Genomic DNA, 16,909 nt, shown 5'->3' on the forward strand with positions numbered 1-16,909 from the left:
CCGTATCAAACACGAATAATCGGCGTGTCTGACACGGGGGCTTATCTTCTATCTATCCTCTATTCTTCTGTCAGCTTCAGCCGAACGGGTCCTATCAATCCAGACCGCAGGTTTAGTCCGCAAATTTCGTTTGCGCGTGTGTTTGTCACCTCTATCACAATCTCATTTTCACCGTCCGTTACCAAATCCGTGATATCAAACTGATATGGTGCCCACATTTTTATGCCCGCTTCTTTCTTATTTACCGTAACTTTTGCAAGCTCTTTCACCTCTCCCAAGTCAAGCTCTACCTGACCGTGCTTTCCAACTTCCTCACTTTTAAATGTTGTCCGATAAAGAAGAGTGCCTGAATAGCCGAAAAGACTTTCCATCTCATTCCAAGGAGTTAGTGTTTCCATTTTCTTTAGCAAATCTAAGCTGCTTCCCATCTGCCAGTTTTGAGTCAGTTCATATTCGTCTTTCTCTTCTGCTTTTTTCTTGCATATAACCGGGGCTTTTTTCGGGTTGACAGAAAGCACTTTTGCTTCTCTTCTTCCCATCTTGAGGCAAATATCCATTGAGCCTTCTCCCACTCTTTGAATGATATCCGCTTCCTTGATTGTTCCCTCAAACGCATCCCATTCTTCCAGTTCTCCGACAGAAGCAATTGCTGCGGTTCGCTCTATTTCTTCCTCACCTTCGTTTACGAGGACATAAAATTCAGTATTATCCTTTACAATGTGGCTTATTCTTAAATCAGGCGCCTTGGCATCCAAAACAAATGCTCTGTCAATCACACTGCCGATATTCTCGGGCAGGCTTTCAAAGCTTGAAACCGGCTTAAAGTTTCGGATCAATGACTCAGCTTTTTTATTTCTATTTAGGAACACGATTCCGCCGCCGTCGATAAACCTCTGTAACTTTTTATCGTTTTCTTTATCAATCAACGCTTCATCCTCAATTAGCAGGACTGTATATTCCTGTGCGGCAATTTTAATCTTTCCCGCTTCCACCGCACAAACCTCTGAAATGAAAAGCTCATTTTCCAGATAGTTAAATTCCAACTGATTTTCATAGAGGGGCTTCACCATTTTCCATGGCAGCTCATGTGCTCCGCACAGCACGGCGATTTTCGTCTGATTTACGCTGTCTGTCATCAAAAAGCTCATTCTCTTGATATAATCAGAAATCTGTATGTAATTGCTCCACCATATATTGTTAGGACCGACATCCGGCGGTCTCTCCCCGCTTCTTCGCTCGCCCTCGATGGAGTAGTAAAACGCGTGAGGATACAGCAAATTAACACCGCGGACAAACAGCCAATCCATATACCATTTCATGTCATCTGCCGGGAAGTTCCACTCAATACCGTCTCTTCCGCAGCAGGCAAAGCACTCATTTCCGTTTCGTCTTACCCCTCTGTGTCTCGCACTGTCGGATGTGCATTTTGCCATTGTACTATGCTCTCCCTCAATCGCCAGACCATTCTCCGGTGCAACCCATCTCCACACAACATCTTGAGCTGGTATATGAAAATATTTTAAAAAACCGATATCATCGCTGTCGTGCGGGTGTCCGGTCTGTGCAATTTGATGTTTCTCACACCACTCATAAATCGGTCTGTAGTAGCTGTCCTCCATTTTTTTGTTGACCGCTGCCTCGTATTTTCTTCGCTTACGCTCGGACAACTCACCTGCCTCAAACCATAAAAAAGGCAAATCCAGCTCGCTGTTTCCCTGCTTCTCATAATAATCTAAAAAACCGCCCGTCCACGGAATAAAGCCTTCCATATCTCCTCTTCCCATGATACAAGGTTCATCCGTGAACATTCCTATAATCGTATTTCCAAAATAAGGCTTGATCACCTCATAATAACGCTCATGGGTCAGCCTGATAAATTCCTCCATAGCCGCCTTATTCAGCAAATCTCCGGAAGCAGGCGCATATGGTTCACCGTCGTCCTCTCCGAAATGAATGCCGCGGATATGCCCTTTCGTGAAGGCTTGCACAAAGACAAGAACTGACCAGTTCTCCTCCTCTTTTGCCTCAAAGCTAATTTTATTATCAAAGGATTCTATTGTCTGAATACTATCCGGGTTAATTTCTGTCTCCGTTCTTTTTTGAACTGCCTGTACGGATATTATATTTTCTCCGTCCGCTAAGGTCAGCTCCTGATTTATTTTTCCCTGACAAGGATATTCCAAAACCCGCAGCCCTTTGCTTGCGTATTCAGGATTGCTTTTTACCACCATCCCATGTGCCGAGCCGGACGGATACATTGCCTCATCATAGAGGACCACCTTCATTTCCAGCTTTTGGGCTTCCTGCACCGCGCAGCTGACAAAACTCATAAAGGTATCAGACAGATACTCTATTTCCTCCGGTATCCCAATACGTGGATGGATTACAAATCCGTCTACTCCTTTTTCATGAAAATCATGAATCTGGCGGATAATCTCTTTCTCTGTCAATTCGTCATTCCAAAACCAAAAGGGAATAGGAGTATATTCCTTTTGCGTGTTTAGGAAGGACTGTCTTAAGTCTTGCATCTTCTGTCTCCTCTCCTGTTCACGTATTTTCCATACATTATACTTACTTTTTTGAACTGCCACAATGTATTATCGTGTATTCGTAATGTCAATAATAAGAGAATATTTCTTCTTGAAAACACAGAAAGGCTGACACCTCATCGTGTCAGCCTTTCCTCACGTTCTATATAAACTATCTTCCCCTGTATACTTATCAAAATATGCCTCTACTTTAGCTAAATATTCTACTTCACTGAATGTGCTTAAAAGTTCCCTTCATCATAATAACACTTGCTCCCCAGCCTGCTATTACTTTAAACTAAAGTTTCCATAAGTTTTTGGAATATTTTGTTAATTATCGCCTCTATAATATTACATAAAAACTCATATTTTTACAACGTTCACTATCAATAATAATAAAGCTACTTTTTGTCTACCGTGCACAAACCGTCTATTCCCGTCATAAGCGGGCATAGGCTCAAAGTACCAAATATTGGTTTAAAGTAATTGCGTGGGCATACTTTTCTATGGTATAATATTGTTAAATATTATTTTGTTCTGTCTTACGTACGACCGAAAGAGGGTGGAGAATTGGAGAATTTTGACCAAGTTTATGCCAAATGGCGAAAAAACTTTAATTATGTCGCTTTGTTAGTTGCTAGTGTTGTTTTGGCACTGGAACTAATTTTGGCTCGTGTTTTCTTATACTCCCTGAACGTGATTACAATTTCTACCTCTGCATATTTGCTGCGCTACCTGTTTATCCCGTCCTTTCTCAATTTTTTATTCGTATTCATCGGTCGGTATTGCTTAAACAGCGGCAGGCTTTCCGAGACCGCCAAAAATTATTGCTCCATCCTCACTTTATCTGCTCAGTTTTTGGTGATTGCCTGTGTACATAATGTATTTTCACTTTCTGTTGCCATACTGTGTTTTCCGATTTTTATAACACTTATTTTCAGTGATAAAAAAATGACTCATATTGTAGCGGCTGTCTCTGTTGTATCCGCCTGTATCAGTTTTGTTTTTGCAAAATTGGATTCTCGTGCAGATGACGTGCTTTTTCCGGTACAAATATTTGTAACTCTGATATTGCTGGTGTGCAGCTATATTACGTCCATTTTGCTGTTTCAAATTGAGCAGGATAAGAATGAAAGGCTGAAAGCAAGCTCCTTTAAGCAGCTTCAATTAGAAGAGCTTTTAAAATGCGACTCCCTGACAGGACTTTATAATATGAGCACCTTTTACAACCTGTTGGAGCGCTCGATTAATAATAGTGAAAGACCTGTTGTCGCGGTCGTCGATATTGATAATTTCAAGTCTGTCAATGATACATGGGGACATAAAATGGGAAATGAAGTGCTCATTCAGTTAGCGGCACAGCTTCAAGCCGCTTGCAGTACTCAAGGGCATGTGTTTCGCTACGGCGGTGAGGAATTTACCGTTATCTTCTCGCATACTTCCGCTGCTCAAGCAAAAGCCATGATTGAGGTGGCGCAAAAAAATCTTCGAAATCACATGTTTGATTTTATGCCGGAACAGCGCATTACCTTTAGCTGCGGTATCGCTGCTTACCCTTGTGAAAACTGCAGTGCCCAAAGCTTTTTTGAGCTTGCAGACCAGGTTATGTACAAGGCAAAGCTTTCAGGTAAAAATCGGACATTGGTAGGATAATAACTTTTTCTGCATGCAAACAGCCCCAAGAAGCCAAATGCTTTTTGGGGCTGTTCATTATAGCATAGGAAATTGCTGAACGCGTTCTTTCTTACTCTACCATCGATAGAATCGTCTGCTTGTTCTGTACACCTACTGTACTTTTCACAACTTTGCCGTCCTTCACGGATACAAGGGTCGGGATACTCATCACCTTAAAAACCTTTGCAAGCTCAGGTTCCTCATCAATGTTTATCTTTCCGATTTTGGCTGAATGTCTCGTTTCCTCCGCCACCTGATCCACAATCGGTGCTACCATTTTGCATGGTCCGCACCATGTTGCCCAGAAGTCCAACAAAACCGGCTTATCAGATTTTAATACCTCTGTTTCAAAATTCTGTTTCGTAATTGTTAATGCTCCCATATGTTTACTTACTCCTCTCACACTTTAACACTGTTACAGTGTTATTTTCTATAATTCCATTATAATACTTTCTGGTGATTTATCCGTGAGCAACTCACGCACATTTCGTTCGTATAATGGTTATATTTATGGAGAAACATCATGGAATGTGCCTGTATTCTTTTTAATAAACATAAATCCTGTTAAAAATCTCTTAATTTTCCTCGCTTATCTGCTCCAAGGATTTTCCCATCGTCTCTTTTCCAAAAATTCCGACTACAAGCGCAACGACTGCAAACACACCTGCCAGCACAGCAAACACATAGCCATAGCCGGATTGCTCACCGAAGGATTGGTAGATAACCGGCACGACAAACGGTGCAATAAAGGCACCTAATCTTCCAAAAGCAGATGCCCAGCCGGAACCGCTCGCTCTTGCTGCTGTCGGGTAAACCTCTGGCGTGTAAGCGTACACACAGCCCCATGCACCAAGGCTAAAGAAGTAAAGCATCGCTCCGTAAATCAAAACCTCATTCGCGCTGCCCGCATGTCCGAACAGCCACGCAGCAATTGCAGTTCCTGCAAAATAAATGGATAGCACTTTTTTTCGTCCAACCTTTTCCACCAGATAGGCAGCACTGAAATATCCCGGCAGCTGTGCGAGGCACATCACAAATGTGAAGCCGAAGCTCTTGACCAAATCAAAGCCGCGTCCGACAAGAAGTGTCGGGGTCCAAAGCACAAAGCCATAATAACCGAAATTAATTCCAAACCAGATTACCCACAAAACAGCTGTGCTTCGAATATATTTTTTTGACCACAGCTCCCAGAATTTTACATGGAGATTCGCAGGGACCTTATGTTCTGATTTTGCAGCAGGCAAAGGAGTGATACCCGCCTGTTTTTCCATTTTGGCAACCAGCTCCTCGGCTTCCTCCGTCCTTCCCACTGCGTCAAGGTATCTTGGTGATTCTGGAACCGCCTTTCGAAGATATACAGCAAACAATGCCGGCATCCCGCCTACCAAGAAGGCGATTCTCCAACCGTAGAGCGGAATGAGCAGATAAGCCACCAAAGCCGCTAATATCCAGCCCCAAGCCCAAAAGCTCTCCAAAAAGATTACGTTTCGCCCTCTGATTTTGGTCGGGGAATATTCGCTGATTAGTGTAGACGCAGCCGGTAACTCACCGCCCAAACCAAAGCCAGTCAAAAAGCGAAGCACGAGCAGCATCGGATAATTTATTGCAAAAGCAGAAGCTGCACTTGCCACACCGTATATAATCAAGGTTAACATAATAACAGTCCGCCTGCCCCATTTATCCGCAACCATGCCGGATAATGCTGCTCCAATTCCCATTCCGAGCATTCCGATACTTCCAAGAAGTCCTAACTGCTGTGTCGTCAATCCCCAATCTGCACCTATAGCTGCCATAACGCCTGATACCATACCCTGATCCATAGCATCAAAAAGCCAGCCGATACCTGTCAAAAGTAAAATCTTTTTCAACATTGGTGTGGACGGGAGTCTGTCAATTCTCATCGATAGTTGATTCATAATTTTCCTCCTCATAAAAAGTGTGAGCGTCGCCCACACTTTCCTAACACTATTTAATCCGAATTTTAATATACTCTTTGATTAAGGTCACTGCCTCCTCAAAGGTAAGCTCACTCGTATTAATACACAGATCATAGTTGCCTGCGTTGTCCCATCTTCTCTTTGTGTAATACTCATAGTATTCCGCTCTATGCTTATCAATACTCTCAATTTTTTTCTGTAATTCTTTTCTGGAGGCATTCGACATCGTTCCAAGCGTGTCAATGCAGTGTTCAAGCGGAGCATGCACGAATATACGAATTACATTTTTGTTATCGCGTAAAATATAATCAGCACATCTTCCGACTATAATGCAGGATTTTTCATCTTCCTCTGCTAACTGGTGAATCACCTTTGCCTGATAGTTAAAGAGATTGTCATTTGAGACAAACTCATCGCTGTCCGGCGTAATAATTTCTCCTGAATAAGACTTTTTCATAATCTTATACAGAAAGCTCTCCTTAAGCTTCTCGTCGGCTTTTCCGAAAAGCTCCTCGTTTATTCCGCTCTCATCGGAAGCAAGACGAAGAAGCTCCCTGTCGTAATAATGTATTCCCAGCTCCTCCGCCAGCATTTTTCCTATGGTCCTTCCGCCGCTGCCGTATCCTCTGGCAATTGTAATCACATATTTACTCATAACGTTCACCCTTTTCCTTCCAATTATTCTCCCAAGTATGCCTTCTTTACAGAATCATTTTCAAGCAGCTCATCTGCCGCACCCTCAAGCACAATCTTACCTGTCTCTAATACATATGCGCGGTTTGCTATGGACAATGCCTTTTTCGCATTTTGCTCCACCACTAAAACTGTTGTGCCGCTGGCACTGATTTCCTTGATAATGTCAAATATCTCCGACACAAAAATCGGTGACAATCCCATAGAAGGCTCATCCATCAAAATAATTTTAGGCTGTGACATCAATGCTCTTCCCATTGCAAGCATCTGCTGCTCACCACCGCTTAGCGTTCCTGCAAACTGTGATTTTCTCTCTTCCAGCCTTGGGAAACGTTTGTATACCATTTTAAGATTGTCTTCAATTTCCTGCTTATCTTTTCTTGTGTATGCTCCTAATTTTAAGTTTTCCAACACGGATAAATCTGCAAAAACTCTTCGCCCCTCCGGTACATGTGCCATTCCAAGCGATACGATTTTATGCCCCGGCATCTTGGTAATATCCGTCCCCTCAAATTCAATCTTTCCGACCTTACTCTTTAGCAGCCCTGTCACAGTATGAAGGATTGTCGTCTTACCTGCTCCGTTTGCACCGATTAAAGCGATAACCTCGCCTTGCTCTACTTCAAAGCTGATACCTTTGATTGCCTGTATCATGCCATAACTAACCTCTAAATCTGTTACCTTTAACATTGCCATACTTTTTCTCTCCTATTCTCCCAGATATGCTGTGATTACTTCCGGATTATTCAGTACGACGTCCGGTGTTCCTGTGGTCAGCTCCATACCGAAATTCAGCACTGTAAGTTTTTCACATATGCCGGAAACCAGTTTCATATCATGTTCAATTAACAGGATTGTAATTTCAAATTTATCACGGATCAAACGAATGGTATCCATAAGCTCCGCTGTCTCATTCGGATTCATTCCCGCCGCCGGCTCATCCAAGAGTAAAAGCTTTGGGTTTGTTGCAAGTGCTCTCGCAATCTCCAGTTTTCTCTGCTCTCCGTATGGAAGATTAGATGCCAAAAGCCCTGCATGACCCTCCATCCCAAAAACCTCTAAAAGCTCATAAGCGCGCTTGTTCATGGCTTCTTCTGTCTTTTTGTACTTTCCAAGGTGAAGCAGACCACTTGCCAAAGAATACTGATATTCATTGTGAAGTGCAACCTTTACATTATCCAAAACCGTCATTTTTCCAAAAAGGCGGATATTCTGAAATGTTCTTGCAATACCGCTCTGGCAAATCTGTGTCGGATTTTTCCCTACAAGGCTTTGACCGTCCAGCACAATCGTTCCGTCCGTCGGAAGATAAACTCCTGTGAGCATATTAAAAACGGTTGTTTTTCCCGCTCCGTTTGGTCCAATCAGACCATAGAGACAGCCTTTTTCTATTGATATATTAAAATCATCTACCGCACGCAAGCCACCAAAGGAAATCCCTAAATTCTTAACCTCTAACAATGCCATGATTTACGCCTCCTTTTTCTTTCTCGTAAGCTTTGAGAATATGTTGCTTGCCAGTATACGCTGCTTGAGCTGAGAAGAGTTGAAAATCATCATCGCAATCAATACAATCGCATACAGGAACATTCTAAATTCATCGGCTCCTCGAAGCATTTCTGGCAAAATAGTCAAAATAATTGCGGCAATGATAGAACCCTTGATGCTTCCCATTCCGCCAAGTACTACAATAACCAAGATTTCAATTGATTTGTTATAATCAAACGTAGTCGGCTTAAGCGTTCCTACATTATGTCCGTAAATAACACCAGCAATTCCCGCAAAAAATGCTGCAACGACAAATGCCATTACCTTGAATTTGCTTACCGGAATACCAACTGCTTCTGCTGCAATATAATTGTCACGGATTGAGCATACCGCTCTTCCCTGTCTTGAATTCACCATATTTTTAATTGCAAAAATTGTAAGCACTGTCAGTAAAAATACCATGCCAAAAAATCTATAATTGGAATGAAGCTCAATTCCTGACAGACCCATGGCGCCGTTTGTTACTTTCAGAGAGTTCACAATCGATTTGATAATCTCACCGAAGGCAAGTGTCACAATCGCCAAATAATCTCCTCGAAGACGAAGTACGGGAACTCCGATGATAACACCGAACAAAGATGCCACAAGACCGCCTGCAATCAACGCAATCGGAAACTCAATTATCATAGGCAGATTTAAGTTCATCGTAATTAACGCACCTGTATAGGCACCCACGGACATAAATCCTGCATGACCGAGTGTCAACTCGCCTAAGAAGCCTGTCGTCAGATTCAAGGAAACTGCCAGAATAACATTAATACAAACGGGTATCAAAAGACTTCTGAACTGGCGGCTCAAAAATCCGCCGTAGAGAAGAATTTCCACAACCGCAAACACAATAATGGCTAACGCCAAACTTTTTATAAGTTGTTTATCAACTTGTTTATTTTTCATCGCGATTTCCTCCAGACTATACTTTCTCTTTTCTTATTTTACCGAGAAGCCCGGACGGCTTAACCAATAAAACAAGAACAAGAATACCGAATACAATTGCATCTGAAAGTTCCGTTGAAATGTACGCCTTCGATAAACTTTCAATTAATCCCAGAATAATACCGCCAAGCATCGCGCCCGGCACACTTCCGATACCGCCAAGCACGGCAGCTACGAATGCCTTGATACCCGGCATCGCGCCAAGGGTAGGCTTTAGGGACTGATACTGGCAAACATATAAAATACCTGCGATAGAAGCAAGTGCAGAACCGATTGCAAAAGTCATTGATATCGTTTTGTTCACGTCAATACCCATCAGCTCGGCAGCTCCTCTGTCTTCTGAAACCGCACGCATGGCACTTCCCAGCTTAGTCTTATGGATAAACCATGTTAGAAGTATCATACAAATAGTAGTCACCACTAATGTCACAACGGTAACGCCGGAGATTGATATCCCTCCGATTTTCACTCCTGAAAAGCCTACGATGGATTCCTGCGGAATTGGAGTTGCGCCAAAGATAAGAAGCGATACACTCTGCAATAAGAAGCTGACACCGATTGCTGTAATCAATACGGAAAGCGGCTGTGCGGAGCGAAGCGGCTTATAGGCAACGCGCTCGATTACTACACCGAATATCGTACAAACCACAATCGATAAAAGTACTGCAAGCACTACCGGCAATTGAAGCACGGAAAGTCCGACATAGAGGGCATAGGCTCCAACCATAATAATATCACCATGTGCAAAGTTAATCATTTTTGCAATACCGTAAACCATCGTATACCCAAGGGCAATCAACGCATATATACTGCCGCTTCGAAGCCCGTTTATTAACTGTTCTAAAATATTTTGAAGAATTTCCATTCTGTACCCTCCTGCTTATCAAGCATCTTTTTTTCTCAGTCGATAAATACAGCCTTTACCCTGTGTTAAAAGTTGTATTTATCAACTGAAATCTGTAAAAGATTGACAGCGGGAATTAATAAGTAACTCCATTGCTACCAATCTTTTACAATATATTTCACATTCTTAACTTATTGTTTACTCAGCTGCTGTGTAAGCTCCGTCTACAATCTTAATGAATTTTGCTGCCTTCTGTGGCTCGCCCTCTGCGGTAAAGCTAATTCCTTTTCCTGTTACACCATCTACAGAAATCTCTGTCATCGCTTTAATCAGGTCTGCTGTTGCGGTAGAACCTGCCTGCTCTAATGCTGCTTTGATTACATAAACACCGTCATAGCCATCTGCTGCAAACTGATCCGGAGTTGCATTGTAAGCACTCTTGTAAGCTGCAACAAAATCTGCTGATGATGCGTCACCTGAGAAGAACGGGCTTAAGAAAATTGCGCCTTCAATTGTTGCTGTATCAGTAACTGCATCCAAAATTCCATCCCATCCGTCACTGCCAAAGAAAGGAAGTGTCATGGAAAGGTCTGCTGCCTGTGTTACAATATGAGCTGCATCGGTATAATAAACCGGAGCGAAAATTACTTCTGCATCAGTTCCCTTAATGGAAGTAAGCTGTGTATTGAAATCCTCGCCGTCAGCAAACGCTTCTGCTGTGGAAATTGTTCCGCCAAGCTCCTGTACTTTTGCTGCAAATGTCTCATAGATACCTGCGCTGTACGGATCAGAATTCTTGTAAATAACTGCGATATTCTTGTATCCTAAGTCAGTAACCAAATGCGCTGCCATTGTATCTCCCTGAAGTGGATCAGTAAAGCATAAACGGAATACATTTGGATTGTTCTCCGTAATCTTAGCTGCTGAACCGGATGGAGTAAGCATTAAAAGGTCATCTTCCTGTACCAGACTTGTTACTGCCAAGCTGGAATCTGAGGTAACACAGCCCAAAAGAGCATTCATTCCGCTGTCCATCAAAGAGTTGTAAGCTGTAACCGCTTTATCCGGTGTTGCCTGGTCATCTTCGAATTTAAGGGAGAACTGTAAGGTCTTATCGCCAACCTTCACTCCGCCTGCCTCATTGATTTCCTTTATCGCAACTTCAGCACCCTGTTTTACAGAAGTACCGTAAGAAGCTGCATCTCCGGTAGTAGGTCCGATACTTCCGATTACAAAAGTATCTCCGCTCGCATTTGAGCTTGAATCTGAACCGCCCTGACAGCCTGCAAGGGAAGCAACTGCTAACGTTGTCACCATGCCAAGCGCCATGATTTTCTTCATTTTTTTCATAATTATCCTCCTGTTTCAAACTGTGTATTGGATACATACATCTGTTTGTTCTTTGCACACAATATCATTAACAAATATACATTAATTGCTTTTAATTGTCAATAGAATTACCCGCATTCACACTGCTTTTTATGATAGGAGACAGGTGGAAAAAAGTTTTTGTTGCAAAATAAATTTGTATGAGTTAAACTAAATTAGTCCGTAAACAGACTAATTATTTAAGGAGATGATGCTATGAATGATTCAAATTCTGATATAGAGCAATTGTTGGATGCGTTTTATGATACCTTTTATAAAACGGAAGCAGTGTATGAGAGGTTTGCTAAACTGCATGGACTTACATCACACTCTCTTTTTGTACTTCATGTGCTTTATAAAAACCCGGAAGGCTGCACACAGCGTTTTATCTGCGAGCAGCTTCATTACCCAAAGCAGACGGTCAATACTATTTTGGTTGCTTTTGAAAAAAAAGACTTAATAACAAAGGAAACCGTGGCTGCCGATAAACGAAACAAATATATTTTACTGACAAAAAAGGGACAGGAGTATGCCAAAAGAATCCTCTCAAACATGTTTCAGATAGAGGAAACAGCATTTTCCAACATGACAGCGGCTGAGAGAATCGGTCTGGTAAACGGGGAGCGTGCCTTCCTAACCCACCTTACAAACGGCCTTAGGCGTCTGGAGGCAGAGACAGACCTGTCCACGGAGGAAACATAACTTGCAATACTTAATCGAATTTTTTAAAACAAAAAAGAAAACTATATTTTTTATACTTTTGGCTTCCTTATTACAATCCTTCGGGACACTGATGGTTCCGTATTTTGTTGCTAAAATCATAGATGTCGGAATCGCTCAGCAAAGTATTACTGCCGTTGTCACCATCGGTCTGCAAATGCTTGCCGCGGCGGGTATCACAGCTTTGATTTCCCTCTGGGGAAGTTACCTCTGCGCTGATTTTGCTGCCCTGACAGGTAAATTTCTAAGAGAGAAGATTTTTGATAAAACGCAGCTTTTATCTATTCGAGAATTCAACCATTTCGGAACGGCATCCATGATTACACGAGCCACCGGTGACATCACCCTGATTCAGCAGACTGTTATTATGGTTGCACAGCTTGTGCTTCCGACTCCGCTCATCGCTGTGGCTTCCATTGTGATGACCGCTGCCATCAATCCTGATTTGGTTTATATCCCACTGTGTGCCATGCTTGCCTTCTTTATTTTGGTTTTCTTCCTATTTAAGAAGTCAAGCCCGATTTCCCAAACGATACAAAACTATGTCGATACGGTAAATCGGGTCGTACGAGAATCCATCGTCGGAATCCGGGTTATCCGTGCCTTTGACAATACAGCCTATGAAAAGCAGAAAACCGATGATGCCTTTTCGGAATACGCGGACAATGTAATCCGCTTAAACCGCATCTTTTCCGTGTTTAATCCGGTTGTATGGGGCATTATGGGTATCGTGATGGCGGTCGTGGTCTGGTTTGGAGGCTACTTGGTTCTACAGGAAAAAATGCTGATAGGCGGTATCTCCGCCGTAACAGAATATACCATTTTAGTCTTAATGTATCTGATGATGACTGCCTCTGTCCTCGTAACCATCCCGCGAATGAGATCGTGTATCCAGCGTATCCGTGAGGTTTTGGACACGGATCTTGAGATTGCAGATGCCAAGGAGGTACAGGCACTCTCTGTTAAAACGTCTGAGAAAATTGTTTTCCAGAATGCCGCCTTCTCCTATCAGGGAGCGGAGGAGCCGGTTGTTGAAGGGCTAAGCTTTGTATGCGAACAGGGTAAAACAACCGCAATCATCGGCGGTACAGGCTCCGGAAAAAGTACCGTTTCAAGTTTAATGCTTCGCCTTCATGACATTCAGGAAGGTAATATTTTTCTGGAGGGAAGAGATATCCGAACCATTTCTCAGCACGACTTGCGAAAAGCCATCAGCTTTGTACCGCAAAAAGCATTTTTGTTCAGCGGAACCATCGCGGATAATCTGCGCATGGGAAAGAAGGATGCTTCTATTGAAGAGCTTGTAAAAGCAGCAGAAACCGCACAGGCACACTCTTTTATCAGTGCTTTGCCAAACGGCTACGAGAGCGAGGTTTCACAGGGTGGAACTAATTTTTCGGGCGGTCAGAAGCAAAGGCTTTGTATTGCCAGAGCGTTGGTTAAAAAGGCTTCCGTCTACATTTTTGACGACAGCTTTTCCGCTTTGGATTTTAAAACTGACGCGGCACTTCGCGCTGCCTTAAAGCAAGAAATGAAGGATGCGGCTGTCGTTATTATTGCACAGCGCATCAGCACCATTATGGACGCTGACCAGATTATCGTCTTGGACAGCGGAAAGATTGCAGGAATCGGAACACATGCAGAATTATTAAAAACATGTGATATATACAAAGAAATTGCCGACTCCCAGCTCACAGAAAAGGAGGAGCACCATGAAAAATAAAAAGAAAAACGAAGTAACACAAAATACGATTGAGAATGCAGATATTCCCAAAAACACAAAAGCCACTTTACAAAAGTTGGTGACGCTGCTGCTGGCACAGAAAAAGGCGCTCGTTATTATTATCATTGCGACAATCGGAAGTATTGGACTGTACGTTGCGACTCCCCTGATTCTGGGTGTCGCAATTGACCAATTGATTGACGGAATCAAACAGCATGGTTATGGCGGAGGCTTTGGTATGCTTTCTGAGCTTATACTTTCGTCTCTGCTCTGGCTGCTTGCCGCGTACCTGCTAAGCTCCGGTTTTTCCTATATACAGGAATACACCATGGCAGGCGTGGGAGAGAAGCTTGTACTATCCCTTCGAAAAAAAGTGAGTAAAAAAATCACAAAGCTGCCTTTAAATTACTATGACTCTCACCCGACCGGAGATTTGCTCAGCAGAACAACAAATGATTTGGACCGAGTATCCGAGGTGTTAAAGACCGGTTTTTTACAGTTTATCAATGCCGCCTTTAATATTTCCCTTACTATCCTCATCATGCTGACCCAGAGTCCTTTCTTAACGATTCTTATTCTTGCCGCACTATCCGTCAGTATCTTTGCCACAAAATGGATTTCAAGCAAGAACTTTAAATATGCCGCTGAAAACCAAGCGGTCCTTGGAGAGTTGAACGGAAAAATTGAGGAGTATTACACAGGTAACTTAATTATCAAGACATTTAATCAACAGGAAGCGGTTATCGATACCTTCCATGAGGTGAACGAAAGGCAGTATCAGGCAAATAAAAAGGCACAGTTTGTATTGTTTGCCATCTACCCTGCCATCCGCTTTTTGACCCAGCTTGGCTTCGTTGTGACCGCCATTGCAGGAAGTATTTTAGTCATAAGCGGTAGGATGACTATCGGAACGATACAGGCGTTTCTACAATATGTAAACCAGATTTCCGAGCCGATTACCCAGTCTTCCTATTTCTTTAACTCTTTACAATCCGCCTTAGCGGCGGCAGAGCGTGTCTTTGAGTTTTTGGAGGAAGAGGAAGAAATTCCTGACACAGCTTCACCGGAAGTCATCACTTCTCCAAAGGGAGCTGTGGAATTCGAGCATGTGCGCTTTGGCTACCATTCAGATAAGATGCTGATGCAGGATGTAAGCTTTCAGGTCAAGCCGAATGAGATGGTTGCCATCGTAGGACCTACGGGAGCCGGAAAGACAACGTTAATCAATCTTTTAATGCGTTTCTACGAACTAAACGGAGGGCGAATTCTCCTTGACGGCATTGACATCAAAAACCTGCCAAAGAGCAAGCTTCGAAAAATGGTCGGCATGGTTCTTCAGGATACCTGGCTGTTTGAGGGAACAATCGCAGAAAATATTGCCTACGGAAATAGGGAGGCAACACGCGAGGAGATTGTACAGGCGGCAAAAGCGGCCAGATGCGACCACTTTATCCGCACCTTGGAAAAAGGCTATGACACGGTGATTTCGAGCGAGGAGAGTACCGTATCCCAAGGGCAGATGCAGCTTTTAACCATCGCTCGTGCACTTTTGGCTAACCCATCTCTTATGATTTTGGATGAAGCTACCTCAAGCGTTGATACCCGAACTGAGGTGGAAATCCAGAAAGCGATGGCGAACATGATGAAGGGAAAAACCAGCTTTGTCATTGCACACCGGCTTTCCACGATTAAATCAGCGGATATGATTCTCGTTATGAAAGACGGAACAATTATTGAGAAGGGGACCCATAAGGAGCTTCTTGCGGGAAATACCTTTTATGCTGATTTGTACAACAGCCAGTTTGCGGAGGGGGCTGTGGGTTAATGTAAAACATCAACTCCCTATTTGGTTATTTCTAATACCCGATGAACGTCTTCTCGTATTTTCACAATGCGCTGCGTTGTAAATTCAGGATAGTCCTTAAACCACTTTACATTAAGCGGCGACGGATGCGGCAGAATATAGGCTGGCTTTCCGTTGATTTGCCTGTCCTGAAACGCCAACGCGGTTATCTTTTCACCGGGGAAAAAATATTCCGCCGCATAGCTTCCGATGATGATATAAATTTCATTCTCCACAAGCTCCATTTCCTTGGAAAGCCACTCTTTGGAACAGATTTTAGGCGGGCGGCGGTCTCCCCCGCCCGGTGCTTTCCCGGGATAACAGTGTGCCATCGATACAATATAGAAATTGTCAGGATTGTAAAAATCCTCATCGGAAATTTGATACCATTCACCGCGCAGCTTTTTTCCGCTGGCATCATGAAAGGGTTTGCCTGCCTCATGTACGCTTTTGGATGGTGCCTGACTAATCTGCATGATTTTTGCATTGTGGTGGCCCTGAATAATCGGGCGAGGCGTGTAGCCAAAATCTACCTCACATAGCCTGCACTGTGCAATCTGGCTATGCAACTCTCCCAATTTTGTTTTGTTGTCACCTTTGTTTTCTGCTTGTTTGTTCATGGGGTTGTTCTTCTCCTTTCAAAACCGCACATTTCGCTTATATTGTCTACTCGTCAAACTTCTTAAGATTTTTTTCAATTTTCAGCATTCGTTCCTCATAACCATCTATTTTATGATCCAGATATGTCAAGGTACTCTGAAGCTCATCTATTTTCTCTGCCAACTGCTTTCTCTGTTCCAATAACAATTCTTTCCTTACACCGATTGTCTCATTCCCACGCTGGAATAGGGCAACATATTCTATCAGTGTTTCAATCGAAAGCCCGGCACTTCTCATACATTTTATAAAGGAAACCCAGCGGCAGTCCTCCTCTGTATAATCCCGGTTTCCGCTGCTGTTTCGGGTTACTGCCGGTAACAGTCCGATTCTCTCATAGTAACGCAGGGTATCTGCCGATAAATTATATTTTTTGCTTACCTCCGCTATCGTCATGTGGTTCTCCTCCTAACTATTCTTTCCCATCTCATATGGCTTTCC

General features: G+C 43.0%; 15 protein-coding genes. 4 read left to right on the top strand and 11 right to left on the bottom strand.

From position 1 onward, the window contains the following. Positions 1-59: 59 nt before the first annotated feature. Positions 60-2,528: a glycosylhydrolase-like jelly roll fold domain-containing protein gene (locus tag CTY48_RS01910; protein ID WP_099466829.1), complete on the bottom strand. Its 2,469-nt coding sequence runs from the start codon at positions 2,526-2,528 to the stop codon at positions 60-62. A 570-nt stretch (positions 2,529-3,098) separates the two neighbouring features. On the opposite strand from CTY48_RS01910, the gene CTY48_RS01915 reads away from it, so the two are divergent. Then, on the top strand, positions 3,099-4,181 hold the full coding sequence (locus CTY48_RS01915) for a GGDEF domain-containing protein (RefSeq protein WP_099466830.1): 1,083 nt from the start codon (positions 3,099-3,101) through the stop codon (positions 4,179-4,181). A gap of 91 nt (positions 4,182-4,272) precedes the next feature. Here CTY48_RS01915 and trxA read toward each other — a convergent pair whose 3' ends face one another. The 8 genes from trxA to CTY48_RS01955 form a co-directional block, all read right to left on the bottom strand. Next, positions 4,273-4,584: a thioredoxin gene (gene trxA, locus CTY48_RS01920; protein ID WP_099466831.1), complete on the bottom strand. Its 312-nt coding sequence runs from the start codon at positions 4,582-4,584 to the stop codon at positions 4,273-4,275. A 193-nt stretch (positions 4,585-4,777) separates the two neighbouring features. Further along, the gene (locus CTY48_RS01925; protein ID WP_099466832.1) at positions 4,778-6,118 is read right to left on the bottom strand and encodes an MFS transporter; all 1,341 of its coding nucleotides are present in this window, start codon (positions 6,116-6,118) and stop codon (positions 4,778-4,780) included. Positions 6,119-6,167: 49 nt separating this feature from the next. Further along, positions 6,168-6,794: a cytidylate kinase-like family protein gene (locus tag CTY48_RS01930; protein ID WP_099466833.1), complete on the bottom strand. Its 627-nt coding sequence runs from the start codon at positions 6,792-6,794 to the stop codon at positions 6,168-6,170. A gap of 23 nt (positions 6,795-6,817) precedes the next feature. Continuing rightward, positions 6,818-7,528, bottom strand: coding sequence for an ABC transporter ATP-binding protein (locus CTY48_RS01935; RefSeq protein WP_099466834.1), 711 nt, complete (start codon positions 7,526-7,528; stop codon positions 6,818-6,820). Positions 7,529-7,540: 12 nt separating this feature from the next. Then, complete coding sequence (locus CTY48_RS01940) at positions 7,541-8,299, bottom strand: ABC transporter ATP-binding protein (protein ID WP_099466835.1); 759 nt, start codon at positions 8,297-8,299, stop codon at positions 7,541-7,543. Between the two features lie 3 nt (positions 8,300-8,302). Continuing rightward, positions 8,303-9,274 (bottom strand): branched-chain amino acid ABC transporter permease, encoded by a 972-nt coding sequence (locus CTY48_RS01945; protein WP_099466836.1) that lies wholly within the window; start codon positions 9,272-9,274, stop codon positions 8,303-8,305. Between the two features lie 16 nt (positions 9,275-9,290). Continuing rightward, positions 9,291-10,178: a branched-chain amino acid ABC transporter permease gene (locus tag CTY48_RS01950; protein ID WP_331463134.1), complete on the bottom strand. Its 888-nt coding sequence runs from the start codon at positions 10,176-10,178 to the stop codon at positions 9,291-9,293. 177 nt (positions 10,179-10,355) lie between these two features. Further along, entirely contained in the window at positions 10,356-11,507 is a 1,152-nt protein-coding gene (locus CTY48_RS01955; protein WP_099466837.1) for an ABC transporter substrate-binding protein, read from the bottom strand. Positions 11,508-11,741: 234 nt separating this feature from the next. Here CTY48_RS01955 and CTY48_RS01960 point away from each other — a divergent pair, with 234 nt between their 5' ends. From CTY48_RS01960 to CTY48_RS01970, 3 genes are read left to right on the top strand one after another with little or no spacing between them, the layout of a single operon-like run. Continuing rightward, positions 11,742-12,227 (top strand): MarR family winged helix-turn-helix transcriptional regulator, encoded by a 486-nt coding sequence (locus CTY48_RS01960; protein WP_099466838.1) that lies wholly within the window; start codon positions 11,742-11,744, stop codon positions 12,225-12,227. A 1-nt stretch (position 12,228) separates the two neighbouring features. Next, positions 12,229-13,968, top strand: coding sequence for an ABC transporter ATP-binding protein (locus CTY48_RS01965; RefSeq protein WP_099466839.1), 1,740 nt, complete (start codon positions 12,229-12,231; stop codon positions 13,966-13,968). Further along, positions 13,958-15,793 (top strand): ABC transporter ATP-binding protein, encoded by a 1,836-nt coding sequence (locus CTY48_RS01970; RefSeq protein WP_099466840.1) that lies wholly within the window; start codon positions 13,958-13,960, stop codon positions 15,791-15,793. Before CTY48_RS01965 ends, CTY48_RS01970 begins: the two co-directional genes overlap by 11 nt. Positions 15,794-15,810: 17 nt before the next feature. On the opposite strand, the gene CTY48_RS01975 is transcribed toward CTY48_RS01970, so the two are convergent. Continuing rightward, positions 15,811-16,431, bottom strand: coding sequence for a uracil-DNA glycosylase family protein (locus tag CTY48_RS01975; protein ID WP_099466841.1), 621 nt, complete (start codon positions 16,429-16,431; stop codon positions 15,811-15,813). 46 nt (positions 16,432-16,477) lie between these two features. Next, positions 16,478-16,864, bottom strand: a complete 387-nt coding sequence (locus CTY48_RS01980; RefSeq protein WP_099466842.1) for a MerR family transcriptional regulator — start codon at positions 16,862-16,864, stop codon at positions 16,478-16,480. Positions 16,865-16,909: the final 45 nt, after the last annotated feature.

The sequence above is a fragment of the Konateibacter massiliensis genome (genome assembly GCF_900184995.1).
GTDB lineage: Bacteria > Bacillota > Clostridia > Lachnospirales > Lachnospiraceae > Lachnotalea > Lachnotalea massiliensis.

Bases quoted from the DNA above. Each gene is read 5' to 3' on its own strand.
- CTY48_RS01910 (WP_099466829.1), bottom strand. From the start codon at position 2,528: ATGCAAGACTTAAGACAGTCCTTCCTAAACACGCAAAAGGAATATACT.
- trxA (WP_099466831.1), bottom strand. From the start codon at position 4,584: ATGGGAGCATTAACAATTACGAAACAGAATTTTGAAACAGAGGTATTA.
- CTY48_RS01925 (WP_099466832.1), bottom strand. From the start codon at position 6,118: ATGAATCAACTATCGATGAGAATTGACAGACTCCCGTCCACACCAATG.
- CTY48_RS01930 (WP_099466833.1), bottom strand. From the start codon at position 6,794: ATGAGTAAATATGTGATTACAATTGCCAGAGGATACGGCAGCGGCGGA.
- CTY48_RS01935 (WP_099466834.1), bottom strand. From the start codon at position 7,528: ATGGCAATGTTAAAGGTAACAGATTTAGAGGTTAGTTATGGCATGATA.
- CTY48_RS01940 (WP_099466835.1), bottom strand. From the start codon at position 8,299: ATGGCATTGTTAGAGGTTAAGAATTTAGGGATTTCCTTTGGTGGCTTG.
- CTY48_RS01945 (WP_099466836.1), bottom strand. From the start codon at position 9,274: ATGAAAAATAAACAAGTTGATAAACAACTTATAAAAAGTTTGGCGTTA.
- CTY48_RS01950 (WP_331463134.1), bottom strand. From the start codon at position 10,178: ATGGAAATTCTTCAAAATATTTTAGAACAGTTAATAAACGGGCTTCGA.
- CTY48_RS01955 (WP_099466837.1), bottom strand. From the start codon at position 11,507: ATGAAAAAAATGAAGAAAATCATGGCGCTTGGCATGGTGACAACGTTA.
- CTY48_RS01960 (WP_099466838.1), top strand. From the start codon at position 11,742: ATGAATGATTCAAATTCTGATATAGAGCAATTGTTGGATGCGTTTTAT.
- CTY48_RS01970 (WP_099466840.1), top strand. From the start codon at position 13,958: ATGAAAAATAAAAAGAAAAACGAAGTAACACAAAATACGATTGAGAAT.
- CTY48_RS01975 (WP_099466841.1), bottom strand. From the start codon at position 16,431: ATGAACAAACAAGCAGAAAACAAAGGTGACAACAAAACAAAATTGGGA.
- CTY48_RS01980 (WP_099466842.1), bottom strand. From the start codon at position 16,864: ATGACGATAGCGGAGGTAAGCAAAAAATATAATTTATCGGCAGATACC.